Origin of the sequence: Limnobaculum eriocheiris, assembly GCF_021010575.1 — a bacterium.
Taxonomy (GTDB): Bacteria; Pseudomonadota; Gammaproteobacteria; order Enterobacterales; family Enterobacteriaceae; genus Limnobaculum; species Limnobaculum eriocheiris.
Genome location: NZ_JAJNAG010000016.1, coordinates 1 through 16,844, shown reverse-complemented (window position 1 = coordinate 16,844; position 16,844 = coordinate 1). Strand labels below are relative to the sequence as shown.

The 16,844-nt window shown below is 46.3% G+C and carries 15 protein-coding genes; 10 read left to right on the top strand and 5 right to left on the bottom strand.

The window, feature by feature from the left end; genetic code table 11:
* Positions 1-33 precede the first annotated feature (33 nt).
* Positions 34-594, bottom strand: coding sequence for an ADP compounds hydrolase NudE (gene nudE / locus LPW36_RS08890; RefSeq protein WP_230609332.1), 561 nt, complete (start codon positions 592-594; stop codon positions 34-36).
* Positions 595-958: 364 nt separating this feature from the next.
* Here nudE and LPW36_RS08885 point away from each other — a divergent pair, with 364 nt between their 5' ends.
* The 4 genes from LPW36_RS08885 (at position 959) to pckA (ending at position 6,497) form a co-directional block, all read left to right on the top strand.
* A complete protein-coding gene (locus tag LPW36_RS08885) occupies positions 959-3,157 on the top strand; it encodes an IgaA/UmoB family intracellular growth attenuator (RefSeq protein ID WP_230609331.1) in 2,199 nt (732 codons plus the stop codon).
* 159 nt (positions 3,158-3,316) lie between these two features.
* Positions 3,317-3,721 (top strand): ribosome-associated heat shock protein Hsp15, encoded by a 405-nt coding sequence (gene hslR, locus LPW36_RS08880; protein ID WP_230609330.1) that lies wholly within the window; start codon positions 3,317-3,319, stop codon positions 3,719-3,721.
* Positions 3,722-3,768: 47 nt separating this feature from the next.
* Entirely contained in the window at positions 3,769-4,653 is an 885-nt protein-coding gene (hslO, locus tag LPW36_RS08875) for an Hsp33 family molecular chaperone HslO (RefSeq protein WP_230609329.1), read from the top strand.
* 221 nt (positions 4,654-4,874) lie between these two features.
* Positions 4,875-6,497 carry a phosphoenolpyruvate carboxykinase (ATP) gene (gene pckA, locus LPW36_RS08870; protein WP_230609328.1) on the top strand — a complete coding sequence of 541 codons (1,623 nt, stop codon included), beginning with the start codon at positions 4,875-4,877 and terminating at the stop codon, positions 6,495-6,497.
* Between the two features lie 142 nt (positions 6,498-6,639).
* Here pckA and envZ read toward each other — a convergent pair whose 3' ends face one another.
* The 3 genes from envZ to greB all read right to left on the bottom strand — a co-directional run bounded on the left by envZ (position 6,640) and on the right by greB (position 9,367).
* Positions 6,640-7,968, bottom strand: a complete 1,329-nt coding sequence (gene envZ, locus LPW36_RS08865) for a two-component system sensor histidine kinase EnvZ (protein WP_230609327.1) — start codon at positions 7,966-7,968, stop codon at positions 6,640-6,642.
* A complete protein-coding gene (gene ompR, locus LPW36_RS08860; RefSeq protein WP_130593198.1) occupies positions 7,965-8,684 on the bottom strand; it encodes an osmolarity response regulator transcription factor OmpR in 720 nt (239 codons plus the stop codon). Before ompR ends, envZ begins: the two co-directional genes overlap by 4 nt.
* 197 nt (positions 8,685-8,881) lie before the next feature.
* On the bottom strand, positions 8,882-9,367 hold the full coding sequence (gene greB, locus LPW36_RS08855; RefSeq protein ID WP_230609326.1) for a transcription elongation factor GreB: 486 nt from the start codon (positions 9,365-9,367) through the stop codon (positions 8,882-8,884).
* A gap of 162 nt (positions 9,368-9,529) precedes the next feature.
* Between greB and LPW36_RS08850 the strand changes: the two genes are divergently transcribed.
* From LPW36_RS08850 to LPW36_RS08835, 4 genes are all read left to right on the top strand, one after another.
* Complete coding sequence (locus LPW36_RS08850) at positions 9,530-11,854, top strand: Tex family protein (protein WP_230609325.1); 2,325 nt, start codon at positions 9,530-9,532, stop codon at positions 11,852-11,854.
* A 572-nt stretch (positions 11,855-12,426) separates the two neighbouring features.
* Entirely contained in the window at positions 12,427-12,654 is a 228-nt protein-coding gene (feoA, locus tag LPW36_RS08845) for a ferrous iron transporter A (protein WP_218466705.1), read from the top strand.
* A 58-nt stretch (positions 12,655-12,712) separates the two neighbouring features.
* Complete coding sequence (feoB, locus tag LPW36_RS08840) at positions 12,713-15,028, top strand: Fe(2+) transporter permease subunit FeoB (protein ID WP_230609324.1); 2,316 nt, start codon at positions 12,713-12,715, stop codon at positions 15,026-15,028.
* A 1-nt stretch (position 15,029) separates the two neighbouring features.
* Positions 15,030-15,278, top strand: coding sequence for a FeoC-like transcriptional regulator (locus LPW36_RS08835; protein ID WP_230609323.1), 249 nt, complete (start codon positions 15,030-15,032; stop codon positions 15,276-15,278).
* A gap of 12 nt (positions 15,279-15,290) precedes the next feature.
* On the opposite strand, the gene bioH is transcribed toward LPW36_RS08835, so the two are convergent.
* On the bottom strand, positions 15,291-16,070 hold the full coding sequence (gene bioH, locus LPW36_RS08830) for a pimeloyl-ACP methyl ester esterase BioH (protein ID WP_230609322.1): 780 nt from the start codon (positions 16,068-16,070) through the stop codon (positions 15,291-15,293).
* A gap of 60 nt (positions 16,071-16,130) precedes the next feature.
* Here bioH and LPW36_RS08825 point away from each other — a divergent pair, with 60 nt between their 5' ends.
* Together LPW36_RS08825 and LPW36_RS08820 are read left to right on the top strand one after the other, a co-directional pair.
* Positions 16,131-16,727 (top strand): hypothetical protein, encoded by a 597-nt coding sequence (locus LPW36_RS08825; RefSeq protein WP_230609321.1) that lies wholly within the window; start codon positions 16,131-16,133, stop codon positions 16,725-16,727.
* Positions 16,728-16,770: 43 nt separating this feature from the next.
* A partial coding sequence (locus LPW36_RS08820) for an IS1 family transposase (protein ID WP_338085967.1) occupies positions 16,771-16,844 on the top strand: 74 nt, incomplete at its 3' end.

The following is a 16,844-nucleotide window of genomic DNA, read 5'->3' as shown; positions in this document are numbered from 1 at the left end:
TCACTGAACGGCCTTTTTATTATCTGATTAATACTATAATTCAACCCGCTGCCGCAAATATTCCCGTGCTAAAAACAGTGCGCTAACATTACGCGCTTCATTAAAATCCGCCTCACTAAGCAGATCGAGCATAGTTTCCTGCGGCCAGGTCACCAGCGTTAACGGTTCCGGCTCATCCCCTTCCAGCTTCTGGAGGTAAAGATCTTCGGCCAATACGATAGTCATAGTACTGGCAAAATAGGTCGGAGCCAGAGTCAGCTTCGATAATACGGTGAGTTTTTTGGCACCATAACCAATCTCTTCCATTAACTCACGGTTAGCAGCCACCAGTATATCTTCATTCGGCTCTACCAGGCCTTTAGGAAAACCCAACTCATAGTCTTCAATGGCCACAGCATATTCGCGAATCAATAAAATATTGTCATCACTTACAGGCACAATCATTACCGCCTGACGGCCTTCTGGCAGCAAACGTTCGTAAACCCGCTTTTCTCCGTTGCTGAAAGCTAAATCAACCGACTGAATACGAAACATGCGAGAACGGGCAATGGTCTCAACATTTAGGATCCGGGGTTTTTGCTGCACTATACTCATTCATGAAACCTCAGGGATAAATCCTTTCATACAATAATAATTGTTATCTGGCTTATACTTATTATTACTGACAATATGAAGTATTAATATGGCAATATTTTGGAAGTAGCCCGCAATTCATCTTACTGGCTTTGTATTCTGGCTGATAGCACTTTACTATAAGCAAATGTTTACATCTGCTTTTTGATACCATCGCCAACTAACTATAAGATAATAACTATAAGATAGTACGGATAAACAAAAGTGATGCGCTAAAATGTGCAAATAAGAGAGTTTTTGATAATTGCTCTCCGAATAAAAAATCGACCCCCTATTTATTCATTAAGATATGACAGAACGGCAGGCCAACAAGTGAGAGTTATCCATGTACCCCAGTAATGATATAAGCATATTCGCTATACTACTGCTTATCATTTTTGTTGCGCTGTCTGGCGTAGGGCTCTACCAATATGTTATCCACTGGAGAGCAAAAAAAAACCAGTCTCAAACCAGCTCCCTGCCTTTTGTTCATAACAGCACCCGTAAACTATCAACAGATGAAACGATGGCCATCAGCGAATATCTGGAATATCTGGAATATCTGGAATATCTGGAAAAAGTGCGTAAAGAGGGGAATAAATCGGGCTCCTTCCAGAAATCCGCGCTGATGCCCTATAGCGATAACGTTTACTCTTCTAACTCACCAATTATGTCGTTACCGTCTCCTGACGATAAAGAGAATATAAAACGCTATTACATTGATGGTATTGAAGTTTATTTAGAACCTGAGTGGATTGATTATATTGAAAACATTAATCAGGTTGATATCATCAAAACACAAACTATCCCATTAGTTATCTCGTTAAACGGCCATAAGCTAACCGATTTTATACAGTCTAAACATCCAAGTGATGTAACCACGACACCTCAGCTTAAGCACCCGGCACCAAAGGATAAAGAGAACAGTGATAACGTTGAATTGATTCGCCTGCGTAAAGAGACTATGGCTGAATACAATTTAAAGCCAAAAAAGAAGGTGTATGAATCTCTTATTATCTCCCTCTCCTATATTATCCTTTTCTTCAGCCTGATCACTTCCACTGAAATTTTACCCTGGCTAATTGCTCTGGCGGTACTGTTGCTGGGTATCGGCATATGGCGGATGTTTCGCAGTGAGCTAAAACAAACCCAATATAATATTCACTGTTTGCGCGGTATTCCCAAACGTTGGGGGTTATTTGGTGAGTCAGATAACGGGCAATTAACCAATATTTCTATTGGGGCTATCGACCTGATTTATCCGCCACACTGGCAACCTTATGTGGGTTACGATCTCGATCATAAAACCAATATTGATATTTATCTGAATCGTTATGTGGTGAAACAAGGGAAGTTTCTCTCCCTGCACAATGAGTCGGTTAATTTTCCGCTGCTTCACTGGGGAAAAAATCTGGTGCTGGCGCTCTCTTCGCTGTTGGTTATCATATTATTGCTGACTTCAATTCCCATGAAACGCCCACTGGAGCTCAGTCTGGCCCTGCTGGATGGTTCAACAAACATTAGCGTCACCTCGCCAGAGCAACTTAAAGCTTCACAGGTTGAAATTGGCGATCACTTAACCGTTCAGGGTTCCGGCATGTGCAGTATTCCAGCCATTTACCGTAGCGACATTATTTATCCCTTTATGCCTTTTGACTGTACGGAGATGTATTGGGGGGCGGATAATTTACCTTCCCTCCCTTCATCAGAAGTCATTGATAATGCCATCGCGCTGCTGGATAGCATAAACTATCAGCTTAATCCGCTAAATAATCAGGCGATAAAAAACAATCCCGACCTGGCCAGAACGGCTGAACGCGCCGGAATGACCGTAGTGCCCGATTTTTCAGACATCGTGCTAAAAACCGAGAATTTATGTAAGGATTCTGGTGACTGCCGTCGGCTTAAGGGGTCATTGCTGATTCTGAGCAATAAAAAAGATTGGGATGAGCTGGTAGAAAAATCACAGGTTCATTCATTAAAAGATACGGATGTTTTCCTGCGCCCGGTGGCAGCAGATACACTTCGCTCACAGGTTAACTCCATTGTCTCATCATTCTTCTACAGCCAAACCCATCAGGCGGCACAGGCGCTATACAATAAGCCAAAAGGCGGGTTTTATATTCGTAATGATGATGATGAAAAACAGATGGTAGACGGCGACGAAATTAAAGAGCTGACCCATCCAAGCATCCCATTGGATACCCTGTATGATAATACCGCAATTAAACAATGGATTGAGTTACAGCGCTTATCAAACAAGCTCTTAAATACTCACTTCAGCGCCAGCGGTATTGTGATTGAGATTCAGCCCATCGAAAATGGCACTATTAAGATCTCATTACACAGTGAGTCGAGTCTGGTGTCATTCTGGCGTTATGTAGGTTCCACCCTGCTGTTTATCATTATGTCCCTTAGCCTGATTTATAACATTGCCCTCCTTATTATTCGGTTACGTAAAAACTCCCGCCGGACGGAAAAAATTCAGGGTTATTACAATCGCTGTTTTGCCAAGGATTTCAGACACAGCGTTCAACAAAACTAATAACTGCTTCTCACTCTCAGGGCGAGATACCTTGATTTATTGTATTTCGCCCATATGTTGAAGTATCGGCAATTTTCATCCCCGTTTCATGTTTCCGGTAATCGCAATAGCGCAGTTCGCTACTCCATCTATTACCGGAGTCACCCAGGAGAATCCGTAATGACAAACCCACCCGAAGAGCAAGGTATTCGACTGGATAAATGGCTTTGGGCTGCACGTTTTTATAAAACGAGGGCCATAGCCAGAGAAATGGTTGATGGTGGCAAGGTTCATTACAACGGTCAGCGATCCAAACCCAGTAAACTGGTTGAGGTGGGTGCCGAAATTCGCCTGAGGCAGGGAAACGATGAAAGAACCATTATCGTTAACGCCTTGAGTATGCAGCGCCGGGGGGCCAGCGAAGCACAACAGCTGTACCATGAAACCCCGGAGAGCGTGACCAAAAGGGAGAACATATCCCAGGCACGTAAGCTAAACGCATTAACCATGCCTCATCCGGATCGTCGCCCGGATAAGAAAGAGCGCCGTAATCTGATAAAATTTAAATATGGTGATGATGAATAATCTCCCGCTGTTTTGAGAATAGCCATCGCCCTAACGAGAGAAAACACATGCAAAATGCAGATCTGTTACACCGCTATTTATTTGAAAAACATGATGTCAGAGGTGAGCTGATCTCGCTCAGTGATACCTATTGTCAGATTCTTGAAAACCATGATTATCCGGTTGCAGTACAGCGCCTGCTGGGAGAAATGTTAGTTGCCACCAGTTTACTTACCGCTACGCTAAAATTTGATGGTGATATCACCGTTCAACTACAGGGTGATGGCCCGGTTAGGCTGGCGGTTATAAACGGTAATAATCTGCAAGAGATGCGCGGCGTGGCTCGCCTTCAGGGAGAGGTAGACGATAACTTCACGCTGAAGCAAATGATCGGCAATGGTTACCTGGTTATTACCATTATTCCTAAAGAGGGTGAGCGCTATCAGGGCGTAGTTGGTCTGGAAGGTGAAACCGTTGCTGAATGTATTGAAGCCTATTTCCTTCAGTCAGAGCAGCTTCCTACCCGTCTGTTTATCAGAACAGGCGCTTATCAGGGGCAGGCAGCTGCTGCGGGTATGTTATTACAGGTTTTGCCTGCTCATAAAGGCAATGACAGCGAATTCGAGCATCTGGCAACGCTGACAGAAACCATTAAAGCTGAAGAGCTCTTCTCCCTGAATGTTGAAGAAGTTCTGCGTCGTTTATACCATGAAGAGGATGTCACCCTGTTCGACGGGCAAAAAGTGAGCTTCCATTGCACCTGTTCCAGAGAGCGTAGTGCGCAAGCTTTAATGACGCTTCCACAGGATGAAGTCGATTCGCTGATTGCGGAAGAAGGCCATATTGATATTCATTGTGACTATTGTGGCAATCACTACCTGTTTGAAAAAATGGACATTGATGCTTTACGGTTAAATGGTAGCACTACGTTAGAAAACGAGACTCGCCATTAATACACAGATTGCCGGGAATGAAATATCGTTATTTCCGGCATTTTAATCTTTATTCCCTGCTCATATCCCTTCATTAATCGTTTCACTTCTCAATTACAGAGATGTGGATCGCATCTTCTATCAAAATTTAGAACAATATGCCGATCCTTGATAGTTATCTCAGTCACCGTCAGGAAAGCCTTTACAATAAACATCAGTATTCATCTTTTTAAGGAAAAATTATGAGCACAAGACGTATCACTCGCCAAGTTTTGACTACCTACGGTATCCAAGACGCCACTGAGATAGTGTACAACCCAAGCTATGATTGCCTGTATAAAGAAGAAACCCGTCCTGATTTACAAGGATATGAGAAGGGAACAGTAACAACCTTAGGCGCGGTTGCCGTAGATACCGGTATTTTCACCGGTCGCTCACCAAAGGATAAGTATATCGTTCGTGATGACACCAGCCGCGATACGGTTTGGTGGGCCGATCAGGGGAAAGGTAAAAACGATAATAAACCTATCACTCCTGCTGTCTGGGCTGAATTGAAAAAACTGGTTGCTAACCAGCTATCTGGTAAGCGTTTGTTTGTGGTCGATGCTTATTGCGGGGCTAATCCTGACACGCGTTTAAAAGTACGTTTTATTACTGAAGTAGCATGGCAGGCTCACTTCGTAAAAAACATGTTCATCCGCCCAACGGATGAAGAACTGCAAAATTTTGAGCCAGACTTTATCGTAATGAATGGTGCAAAGTGCACTAACCCTAACTGGAAAGCGCAGGGGCTAAACTCAGAAAACTTTGTTGCCTTTAACCTGACAGAACGCATCCAGCTAATCGGCGGTACTTGGTACGGTGGCGAAATGAAGAAAGGTATGTTCTCCATCATGAACTATCTTCTGCCGTTAAAAGGCATTGCTTCTATGCACTGCTCTGCCAACGTGGGTGATAAAGGTGATGTGGCAATCTTCTTTGGTCTGTCCGGCACCGGTAAAACAACGCTGTCCACCGATCCAAAACGTCAGTTGATTGGTGATGATGAGCACGGTTGGGACGACGACGGCGTATTCAACTTTGAAGGCGGCTGTTACGCGAAAACCATTAAACTGTCTAAAGAAGCTGAACCGGATATCTATAACGCTATCAGACGCGATGCCCTGTTGGAAAACGTAACGGTACGTGCCGATGGCAGCGTAGACTTTGATGATGGTTCAAAAACTGAGAACACGCGCGTTTCCTATCCAATTTATCATATTGAAAATATCGTTAAGCCAGTTTCTAAAGCAGGGCATGCGAAAAAGGTTATCTTTTTAACCGCAGATGCATTTGGCGTTCTGCCTCCGGTATCTAAGCTAACGCCTGATCAAACCCAGTATCACTTCCTGTCTGGTTTTACTGCCAAGCTGGCAGGTACTGAACGCGGAATTACTGAACCAACACCAACCTTCTCGGCCTGCTTTGGTGCGGCATTCCTTTCATTGCACCCAACCCAGTATGCTGAAGTATTGGTGAAGAGAATGAAAGCGTCTGGTGCGCAGGCTTATCTGGTTAACACCGGCTGGAACGGTACCGGCAAACGTATATCTATTAAAGATACCCGCGCCATTATCGACTCCATTCTGAACGGTGAAATCGAAAAGGCAGACACTATCCAACTGCCAATCTTCGATCTGGCGGTGCCAACCTCTCTGCCGGGTGTAAACCCTGCGATTCTGGATCCGCGTGATACTTACGCCAGTGAAGCAGAATGGAAAGAGAAAGCAGAAAAACTGGCAGACCTGTTTGTCACTAACTTTGACAAATATACCGATACTCCGGCAGGTGCGGCACTGGTTGCGGTTGGTCCAAAAGCGAAGTAATGCTGATTAGCAAGAGTGATTTTTAACTCTCGACTGTATTTAGACATAAAAAGACCCCCAATAATTGATTGTCCAACTATTGGGGGTCACTTCACTTTGGCGCATTTTCCTTTATCAGAACCTGTATTACTGACAAAGATGATTACTCTTCAGGTTTACTCTCCGTCAGATAAATCTTCACGCTCAATCCACCTCGTTCACTGGTTCCCATCATGATCTCACCATCATGACCATCAATGATACGGCGTAAAATCGATAGCCCCAGACCCGTACCACTGATACTACGGGCACTATCACCACGAACAAAGGGCTGAAATAACATTTCTAACTGATCTTCAGGAATACCAGGGCCATCATCATCTACCTGAAACCACACCCTGCCCTCTTCCTTGCCGCTGCTTACCTTTATCCAGCCATTGCCATAACGTGAAGCATTAACAATCAGATTAACAATAGCGCGCTTAATCGAAAGTGGATGAATACTTGCAATCAACTCACCATGATATAAATCAGTAGCAATATCCTGATCTAATCCACTGGCAGACACGACTTCAGCCAAAATAATATTAATATCCCCCGGCTCAGTATGTTGCTCTCTGCCGGTACTCAGGTAATCAATAAACTGCTCAATAATGGAATTGCACTCTTCGATATCTTTATTAATCGACTCGGCCAGATAGTCCTCTTTTGACCCCATCATTTCAGTTGCCAGACGAATTCGGGTCAAGGGTGTTCTCAGGTCGTGGCTAACGCCAGCCATTAGTAATGTTCGGTCGTTATCCAACTGTTTAACACCGGACGTCATACGGTTGAATGCCCGCGTCACAGAGCGGACTTCAGATGCACCATACTCTCTCAATGGTGGCGGAGTCATACCCATCCCTACCTGTTGAGCCGCATGTTCAAGATCGGCCAGCGGTCGGTTCTGAATACGTATAAATAACCAGGCTCCCCCAATAACCATCAGAATGATAGCCAGGGTATAGCGAAATAGTGGAGCAAACTCCCCCTGACGTATCTCGGTCAGAGGAACTCTTACCCAAACCTTGGGAGAAAGCTCGGTTTTCAGCCACACCACCGGGGAATGATTCCCCAGTTGAATGCGAACCTCTGTTGGCCCACCGAGCTGTTGCTCCATCTGCTTACTGAGAAAGTCATAACGCTGTGACCAGCGTAATCCACTCTCTTCGGCAGATGCATCAGTATGTAATGAAATCCCCAATTCCCGATACATCTCTTGCTGGAATTGGGGAGGAATGATCAGATAAGTTCCATCCTCAAGTTTTAAACGGTCGGTCATTAACATCCGCACTTCATAGGCCAGTACTTTATTAAACTGCTGAATACTTGGCAAAATAGCAAAGTTCAACACTACAAAGTAGGTTGTCACCAGGCTGATAAACAGCAAAGAAACAATCAGTAATAGAGTACGTGCAACCGCACTGCGGGGAGGAAACCGCCAAAAAGTCATGCAGCGCTACCGTCCGGCACAAAAACGTAACCTAATCCCCATACGGTTTGAATGTAACGCGGATGTGCCGCATCTTCTTCCACCATACGGCGCAGGCGAGAAATTTGAACATCAATAGAACGCTCCATCGCACTATACTCACGACCACGAGCCAGATTCATCAGCTTATCTCGCGATAATGGCTCTCTCGGATGGCTGACCAATGCTTTAAGCACCGCAAATTCACCGCTGGTTAACGGCATTGGCTCATCGTCTTTAAACATTTCACGGGTACCCAGGTTCAGCTTGAATTTACCGAATACGATAACCGCTTCTTCCTGAGATGGAGCACCGGGAAGTTCATTGGCCTGACGACGTAACACTGCACGAATTCGGGCCAACAGCTCTCTTGGATTAAATGGCTTAGGAATATAATCATCCGCGCCAATTTCAAGACCGACAATACGGTCAACCTCTTCACCCTTGGCGGTAACCATAATGATAGGTATCGGATTACTCTGGCTACGCAGACGGCGGCAAATGGATAACCCGTCCTCACCAGGGAGCATCAAATCGAGTACCATCAGGTGGAAAGATTCTCTGGTTAATAACCGATCCATCTGTTCGGCATTTGCAACGCCACGTACCTGAAAGCCCTGCTCGGTCAGATAACGTTCTAATAAACTACGCAGACGCATATCGTCATCAACGACCAGAATCTTATGGTTCTCTTGCATGATTTCGCTCCAAAGGTTTCCTGTGAACAGCTAAACTCAAATCTCAAAATAGGTTTAGCTGAGACAACACAATTTGCATAACTGACACGGGAAAATTGTTACAAGGATTAATCACTGTAAACTTGTGTCTGGTCAGCGCTATAACGCCCATCAATTAACCCACTGTTACCAGCATCGTTAACCGATTTAAAAAAGCTCTACTCTTCAAAAGGTTGATAGCGAATCTCTAACACCCAATAGCTAACCCGACCATTCGGTGTCTCAACACTCACTTCATCATCCACTTTTTTACCAATCAGTGCCCTGGCCACCGGCGAATCGATAGAGATCCACTTTTTCGCCGGATTAAACTCATCAGGCCCCACCAGCCGGAAAACGTTGATCTCTCCCTCTTCGTTCTCCACCTGAACCCAGGCACCAAAAAACACTTTGCCTTCCTGTTGCGGGTTTGGGTCAACAATCTTTAAGACTTCCAGACGCTTAGTCAGAAAGCGAACCCGGCGGTCAATTTCACGCAACCGTTTCTTACCGTAGATGTATTCAGCATTTTCAGAGCGGTCTCCCATGGCGGCAGCTTCAGATACCGCCTGAGTCACCACCGGGCGCTCTTCACGCCATAAATACTTGAGTTCCTTGTCCAGCGCTTCCCAGCCCTGACGGGTGATGTAATTGCTTTTTGCCATTAGATTCTCTGCACTTCAAACTATTTCAAATTGTAGCTTAATCAGAATATTTTCACCTTAGTTTATAGTGATTCAGCAGGTCTTGCGTTGGTTTCTTCTGGCATTTTTATTCAGTAATCCGTATAACGACTCTAATTTTTCACTCAGACAGATATAGGGTTTATGAATAATCTATTAAGTCGCACTATTGCCAATGAGCTACAGGTAAGACCTGAACAGGTTCTGTCCACCATTAACTTATTAGATGAGGGCAACACCGTTCCCTTTATTGCCCGTTACCGTAAAGAGGTCACCGGCGGGCTGGATGATACTCAACTCAGACAGTTGGAAACCCGACTGGTCTATCTGCGCGAACTGGAAGACCGTCGCCAGACTATTCTGAAATCCATTGACGAACAGGGCAAGCTATCAGACGAGCTGGCTTCCGCCATTAATGGCACTATGAGTAAAACCGAGCTGGAAGACCTCTATCTGCCTTATAAACCTAAACGCCGTACCCGTGGGCAGATCGCCATTGAAGCCGGTTTGGAGCCATTGGCGGACCTGTTATGGCAAGATCCACAGCAGGAACCCGAGCAAGCCGCACTGCCTTATGTCGACAATGATAAGGGTGTGGCAGATACCAAAGCCGCGCTGGACGGTGCCCGCTACATTTTGATGGAGCGCTTTTCAGAAGACGCTGCGCTACTTGGCAAAATACGTGAGTACCTGTGGAAAAATGCGTATCTGACCTCCCGCGTACTGGAAGGTAAAGAGCAGGAAGGGGCAAAATTCCGCGATTACTTCGCCCATCAGGAGCCAATTTCAGGCACCCCGTCTCACCGTGCACTGGCTATGTTCCGCGGCCGCAATGAAGGCATTTTAAGCCTGTCTTTAAACGCCGATCCGCAACATGATGAACCACCGCGTGAAAGCTATTGCGAGCAAATTATTGCCGACCATCTGAATTTACGTCTGAACAATGCTCCGGCGGATAGCTGGCGTAAAGCGGTGGTTAACTGGACGTGGCGTATCAAAATTTTGATGCATATGGAAACCGAACTGATGGGCAGCCTGAGAGAGCGGGCTGAAGATGAAGCTATCAACGTTTTTGCCCGCAATATGCATGATTTATTGATGGCGGCTCCGGCGGGAATGCGCGCTACTATGGGTCTGGATCCTGGCCTGCGTACCGGTGTAAAAGTCGCAGTGGTTGATGCTACCGGTAAGCTGGTAGCCACAGATACCATTTATCCACATACCGGTCAGGCAGCCAAAGCGGCGGCGATTGTTGCGGCGCTTTGTATTAAACATAACGTAGAGCTGGTCGCCATTGGTAATGGCACGGCGTCAAGGGAGACGGAGCGATTCTACCTGGAGCTACAGCGTCAGTACCCGGAAGTAAAAGGTCAGAAAGTTATCGTCAGTGAAGCAGGAGCTTCGGTCTATTCTGCGTCTGAACTGGCTGCACTGGAATTCCCCGATCTGGACGTGTCTTTGCGTGGTGCCGTGTCTATTGCCCGTCGCCTGCAAGACCCACTGGCAGAGTTGGTCAAAATTGAACCAAAATCCATTGGCGTTGGTCAGTATCAGCATGACGTTAGCCAAACTTTACTGGCCCGTCGTCTGGATGCAGTCGTTGAGGATTGCGTAAACGCCGTTGGCGTCGATCTGAATACCGCCTCGGTGCCTTTATTAACCCGCGTTGCCGGTTTAAGCCGGGTGATTGCGCAGAATATTGTTGACTGGCGCGATACCCATGGCCGTTTTAATAACCGCAGCCAGTTAATGGATGTGAGCCGCCTTGGTCCGAAAGCATTTGAGCAGTGCGCAGGCTTCCTGCGTATTAATCAGGGTGATAACCCGCTGGATGCCTCAACGGTTCACCCGGAAACCTATCCGGTAGTTGAACGCATATTGCAGGCAACCCATAAAACCCTGCATGACCTGATGGGTAGCCCTGATGCTCTGCGCGGTATCAAAGCCTCTGACTTTACCGATGAACGCTTTGGTGTACCTACCGTGACCGATATTTTAAAAGAGCTGGAAAAACCAGGGCGCGACCCTCGCCCTGAGTTTAAAACCGCTAATTTTGCGGAAGGGGTGGAAACCCTGAACGATCTTAATATTGGTATGATTCTGGAAGGCACCGTGACTAACGTGACTAATTTTGGTGCATTTGTGGATATCGGTGTACATCAGGATGGTCTGGTGCACATCTCTTCGCTGGCCGATAAATTTGTCGAAGACCCTCATACCGTGGTCAAAGCGGGTGATATCGTTAAGGTTAAGGTAATGGAAGTCGATCTGGACCGTAAACGTATTGCCTTATCCATGCGGTTAGATGAACAGCCAGGAGAAGGTAATAGCCGGAAATCGGCATCGGCCGACAACGACAGCAAACCACAGCGTCGTTCTGCACCACCAAAAGCGAAACCTGCTTCCGGTGGTAATAATAGCGCCATGGGCGATGCACTGGCTGCCGCGTTACATAAAATGAAACGCTGACAGATATGTAATGAATTATCACGGCTGTCGATGAAAAATATTATCTGACCGCAGCCGTGATGATTATTCAGTTTGATTTAAATCAAAAAAAAGACATTAACTTATTTAACCAGGATATCATTAACCTTTCGGATAAATAGAAATAACAAATTTCGCCTAATCGCCTATAAAATAAGCCTAATTTATTTATTCGCTTGTTAAATAATAAAAAATCCACCGGTATCATTTTCTGAGACACCACAACACGCATTAAATAAATCACAACACAGTCAATGCGTTAAAAATCATCCGGTTAAATTTGCCCTTCGGTTTTTCAAGATCCCTCTATCTGTTTCAGCTTATATTGGTAGACAAAGGCAGTAATAATTATTTACGCTTGGTGAGTCTCTTGACATTGTGTACGATAATCATTCTTAATAACATTACCATTATGGGCATAAGGCATTGCATAAATGGCGGGATGATACAGTTTATCGCAGGAAGCAGAATTCAAAATACTATTTACTGCTCAAGACCATTTTCAGACAAATCTTATGCTGTTATAAACATGAGTTAAGGTTAACCAGAACATTATGACTCCTCTACAACCTCAGTGCTCATACAAAATTACCGGGTTTACTCCTGAGATCAATCCTGCATATCGTCAAAAATTGCTGTCTTTGGGGCTGTTACCCGGTTCAGTATTTCGCGTTATTCGCGTGGCACCATTAGGCGATCCGATTCAAATTGAAACTCCTCGGGTGTGTTTAGTTCTACGCAAGAAAGACCTGAATTTTATTAAACTCGCACTGGTCGAATAAATTAAAACCGGTTCGATACACAGAAGCATTATTCACTTTTATCTTTTTTGGCTAAAAAATGAAACAACTTACTATCGGGTTAATCGGTAACCCAAACTCAGGTAAAACCACGCTGTTTAATCAGCTCACCGGCTCGCGCCAACGCGTAGGGAATTGGGCTGGGGTTACCGTTGAGCGTAAGGAAGGCCATTTCAAAACCGATAACAGTCAGGTTACGCTGGTAGATTTGCCGGGAACCTACTCACTCACGACCATCTCTGAACACACATCCCTTGATGAGCAGATTGCCTGTCATTATATCCTGAGCGGTGAAGCTGACCTGCTGCTCAACGTAATGGATGCCTCCAATCTGGAGCGTAGCCTCTATTTAACACTGCAATTATTAGAGTTAGGTATCCCCTGCATTATCGCTCTCAATATGTTGGATATTGCCCATGACCAGCATATTGAAATTGATATTGAAGCATTATCTAAAAAGCTGGGTTGCCCGATTATTCCTCTGGTTTCAACCCGAGGGAAAGGCCTGAAAGGGCTAAAGTCTGCTATTGATAAGCTACAGCCTAACCAGCATCAATCGTTAATCACTTATCCGGATATCGTTGAAGAGCAGGCCGCGAAACTGGCCAGTCTGATGCCATCCCAACTGCCGGACCAGCAAACCCGCTGGCTGGGTCTGCAAATGTTAGAAGGCGATATTTATAGCCGGTCGCTATCCGGCGCCGCAGAAGTTCAGTTATCCCAGGCACGTTCTGTGCTGCAAGAGCATTATCAGGAAGATCCGGGGCTCATTATTGCTGATGCCCGTTATCAAACCATTGCTACCATTTGCCACGATGTCCATAACCTGAGTCAGGCACAGCCGAGTAAACTGACCCTAGCTTTAGATAAAATCGTGATTAATCGCTGGCTTGGGTTACCTATTTTCCTGTTTGTGATGTATCTGATGTTTGTATTAGCCATCAATATCGGTGGTGCACTGCAACCGCTGTTTGACGTTGGCTCTGCGGCCATTTTTATCTCAGGTATTCAATGGGTTGGTCATACGCTAAACTTCCCTGAATGGTTGACGATTTTTCTGGCACAGGGTATTGGCGGCGGTATTAACACGGTATTACCTCTGGTACCGCAAATTGGCCTGATGTATCTGTTCCTCGCATTTCTGGAAGACTCCGGCTATATGGCCCGCGCTGCTTTCGTTATGGACAAGCTGATGTATGCGCTGGGATTGCCCGGAAAATCGTTTGTTCCACTGATCGTCGGCTTTGGCTGTAACGTTCCTTCCATTATGGGCACCCGTACTCTGGATGCGCCGCGCGAACGTTTAATCACCATACTGATGGCTCCGTTTATGTCCTGCGGTGCCCGGCTGGCAATCTTTGCGGTGTTCTCCGCTGCCTTTTTTGGTAAAGATGGCGCACTGGTGGTCTTCTCGTTGTACCTGCTGGGTATTGTGGTCGCCATTCTTACCGGCCTGATGCTGAAATACACCATTATGCGCGGTGAATCGACGCCCTTTATTATGGAGCTGCCGGTTTATCACGTTCCCCACGTTAAAAGTCTGCTGTTGCAAACCTGGCAGCGTCTGAAAGGCTTCGTGTTGCGTGCCGGTACCGTTATCGTTATTGCCAGCATATTAATTGGTGGTCTTAACAGCTTTTCATTTTCCGGCAAGCCGGTGAATAACATGAATGATTCGGCACTGGCTTCTACCAGTAAGGTACTAACACCGCTGCTTCATCCAATTGGCGTTACTCAGGATAACTGGCAGGCGACCGTTGGTTTAATTACCGGTGCCATGGCGAAAGAAGTAGTGGTAGGTACGCTAAATACCCTATACACCGCAGAGCAGATTACCAACGCGCCATTTGACTATGAAAACTTCAATCTGTTGACGGAACTGGAAGGTGCGGTAACAGAAACCTGGGACAGCCTGAAAGGCACCTTTACTCTCCGCGCATTAAGTAATCCAATTGAAGCCAGTAAAGGCGACGGAGAAATGAACGGCACTTCTATGGGCGTGATGAGCAGTAAGTTTGGCAGTATTTCTGCCGCTTATAGTTATCTGATCTTTGTGCTGCTTTATGTTCCTTGCGTTTCGGTTATGGGAGCCATTGCCCGTGAGAGCAGCAAGGGCTGGATGATGTTCTCTATCTTCTGGGGGTTAGATATTGCCTACAGTCTGTCGGCGACGTTTTATCAAATCGCCAATTTTTCGGCTCATCCGCAGCAGAGCACCGTGATTATTGCAGCCATTATGATATTTAACCTGCTTCTGATGTATGCTCTGTATCACTTGCGCGACAGGGTGATCACCAGAATGCCAAAAGCGGATGCGGATACTTGTTGTAAAAATAAAGCGGGACATTGCCACTAAAATGGTCAGCTTAATAACTATCCGCGATGCCATAGCCTTACAGGGCATCGCGGAACTAAACCAACTCAGCCGTCAGTTTGACCAACCGCCTGCATTAATGCAGGCCATGCTAAAACAGCTGGAAGCAATGGGAAAAATTGAACGAGTAGAAGCAGACAGCAGTTGTCTGATCGGCAACTGTAAGGACTGCCCTGACGGTAAAAAGTGCCTGACCGAAGCCTACCGCATCAAAAAGCATATCTCCGTCTGAATCAGGCGGTGCTTACGAGAGCTCCCGGAAAAAACTCACTATCTGATGACAAAACTCATCGGGATGAGAGATAAACGGCGCATGGGCCGCGTGGTTAATAAGAATCGAACGGGATTGCGGCCATAGCGCATCCAGCCGGGGGATAATCCGCCTTGGTACCAGCCCATCAAGGGAGCCATAAATTCGCAACATAGGTACAGGCAGGTTAACCAATGCCTGACGTAAATCATTCTCTGCCAGCAAGTGCAATCCACCGTGTAATACGCTGACCTCCGGCATTGGGCAATTCAGCACCACTTGATTTAGCTTTTTAGCATCATTGCGGGCATCGGGAGCCCCCAGAGTTTGTAGCGCCATAAACTGAGCGACGGTCTGTTCGAAGTTGCGACTCAGTAGCGCTTCAAAACCGCGTAACACATCAGCACGAATACCCGGCCACTGCTCTTCATCTCTGGCACAAAAACAAGGGGAAGAAGCCACGCTAATCAGCGCCTGAACTCGCTCTGGCGCGATTAATGCAATTTTACTGGCTACCAGCCCTCCCATTGACCATCCGAGCCATAGCGCCTGCTGAGGCGCTTTTTCCAGCACGACCCCGGCCATCTCATTCAGGTCAAGAACACCAAATCCCTGACTGCGGCCATAACCGGGTAAATCTACCAGATGAAGTCGAAAATGCGGCGTAAGTCTGTCTGTAATGCAACCCCAGACCTCGGCATTCAGCCCCCATCCGTGCAACAGCACAAGATCGATATGACCTTCGCCAAAAGTCCGCCAGTAAAGAGATGTCATGAAGTAAAGTCCACTCAGCAAGTCCGTCAGGAAAAAACCATCAAAGGAAGATAACCTACTATGCCTCTTATCGATAGCTTATGCTGGCTCTGTCAGCGCCCGCTGGCAATCGCTCAACACGGCATTTGCAGTATTTGTTTAAGCCTGTTGCCCGCATTACCTGACTGTTGCTATCGCTGTGGTTTGCCAGCGGAGCAACGATTATCGCCCTGCAATGAATGCCAGCAAAAGCCCCCAGCCTGGTCACAGCTTATTGCCGTCAGTGATTATTGTTATCCGGTGAAATACTTTATCACCCGACTGAAGTTTTATGGAGAGGATAAATACGCCCCTCTGCTTTCACGATTGCTGCTTTTAAGCTGGCTTGATGCGCGACGCCACCGACAGCTCAAACGCCCACAGCTATTGCTGAGTGTGCCACTACACCATACCCGCCACTGGAAACGAGGATTTAATCAGACCGCGCTAATTGCCCGTCGGATGGCTCATTGGCTCAAGGTTCCTTATCGTGAAGATATTCTTATTCGTCACCGTGCCACACCACCGCAGCAAAGTCTGAAAGCCGAAATGCGTCAGCATAATCTAACCAACGCATTTTCTTGCACCGGGGACATACGCGGTCTGCATATCGCCTTACTGGACGACATTGGGTCGTGACGCATATTTAGTGTTGTGGTATTCTTCGCCCTTTGGATGATTGATGGCAAAGATTGATGTAGTTTGTCCCCGCTGTTCTGAAACGAGTGATGTGATCCGAAACGGTCATTCCACCTC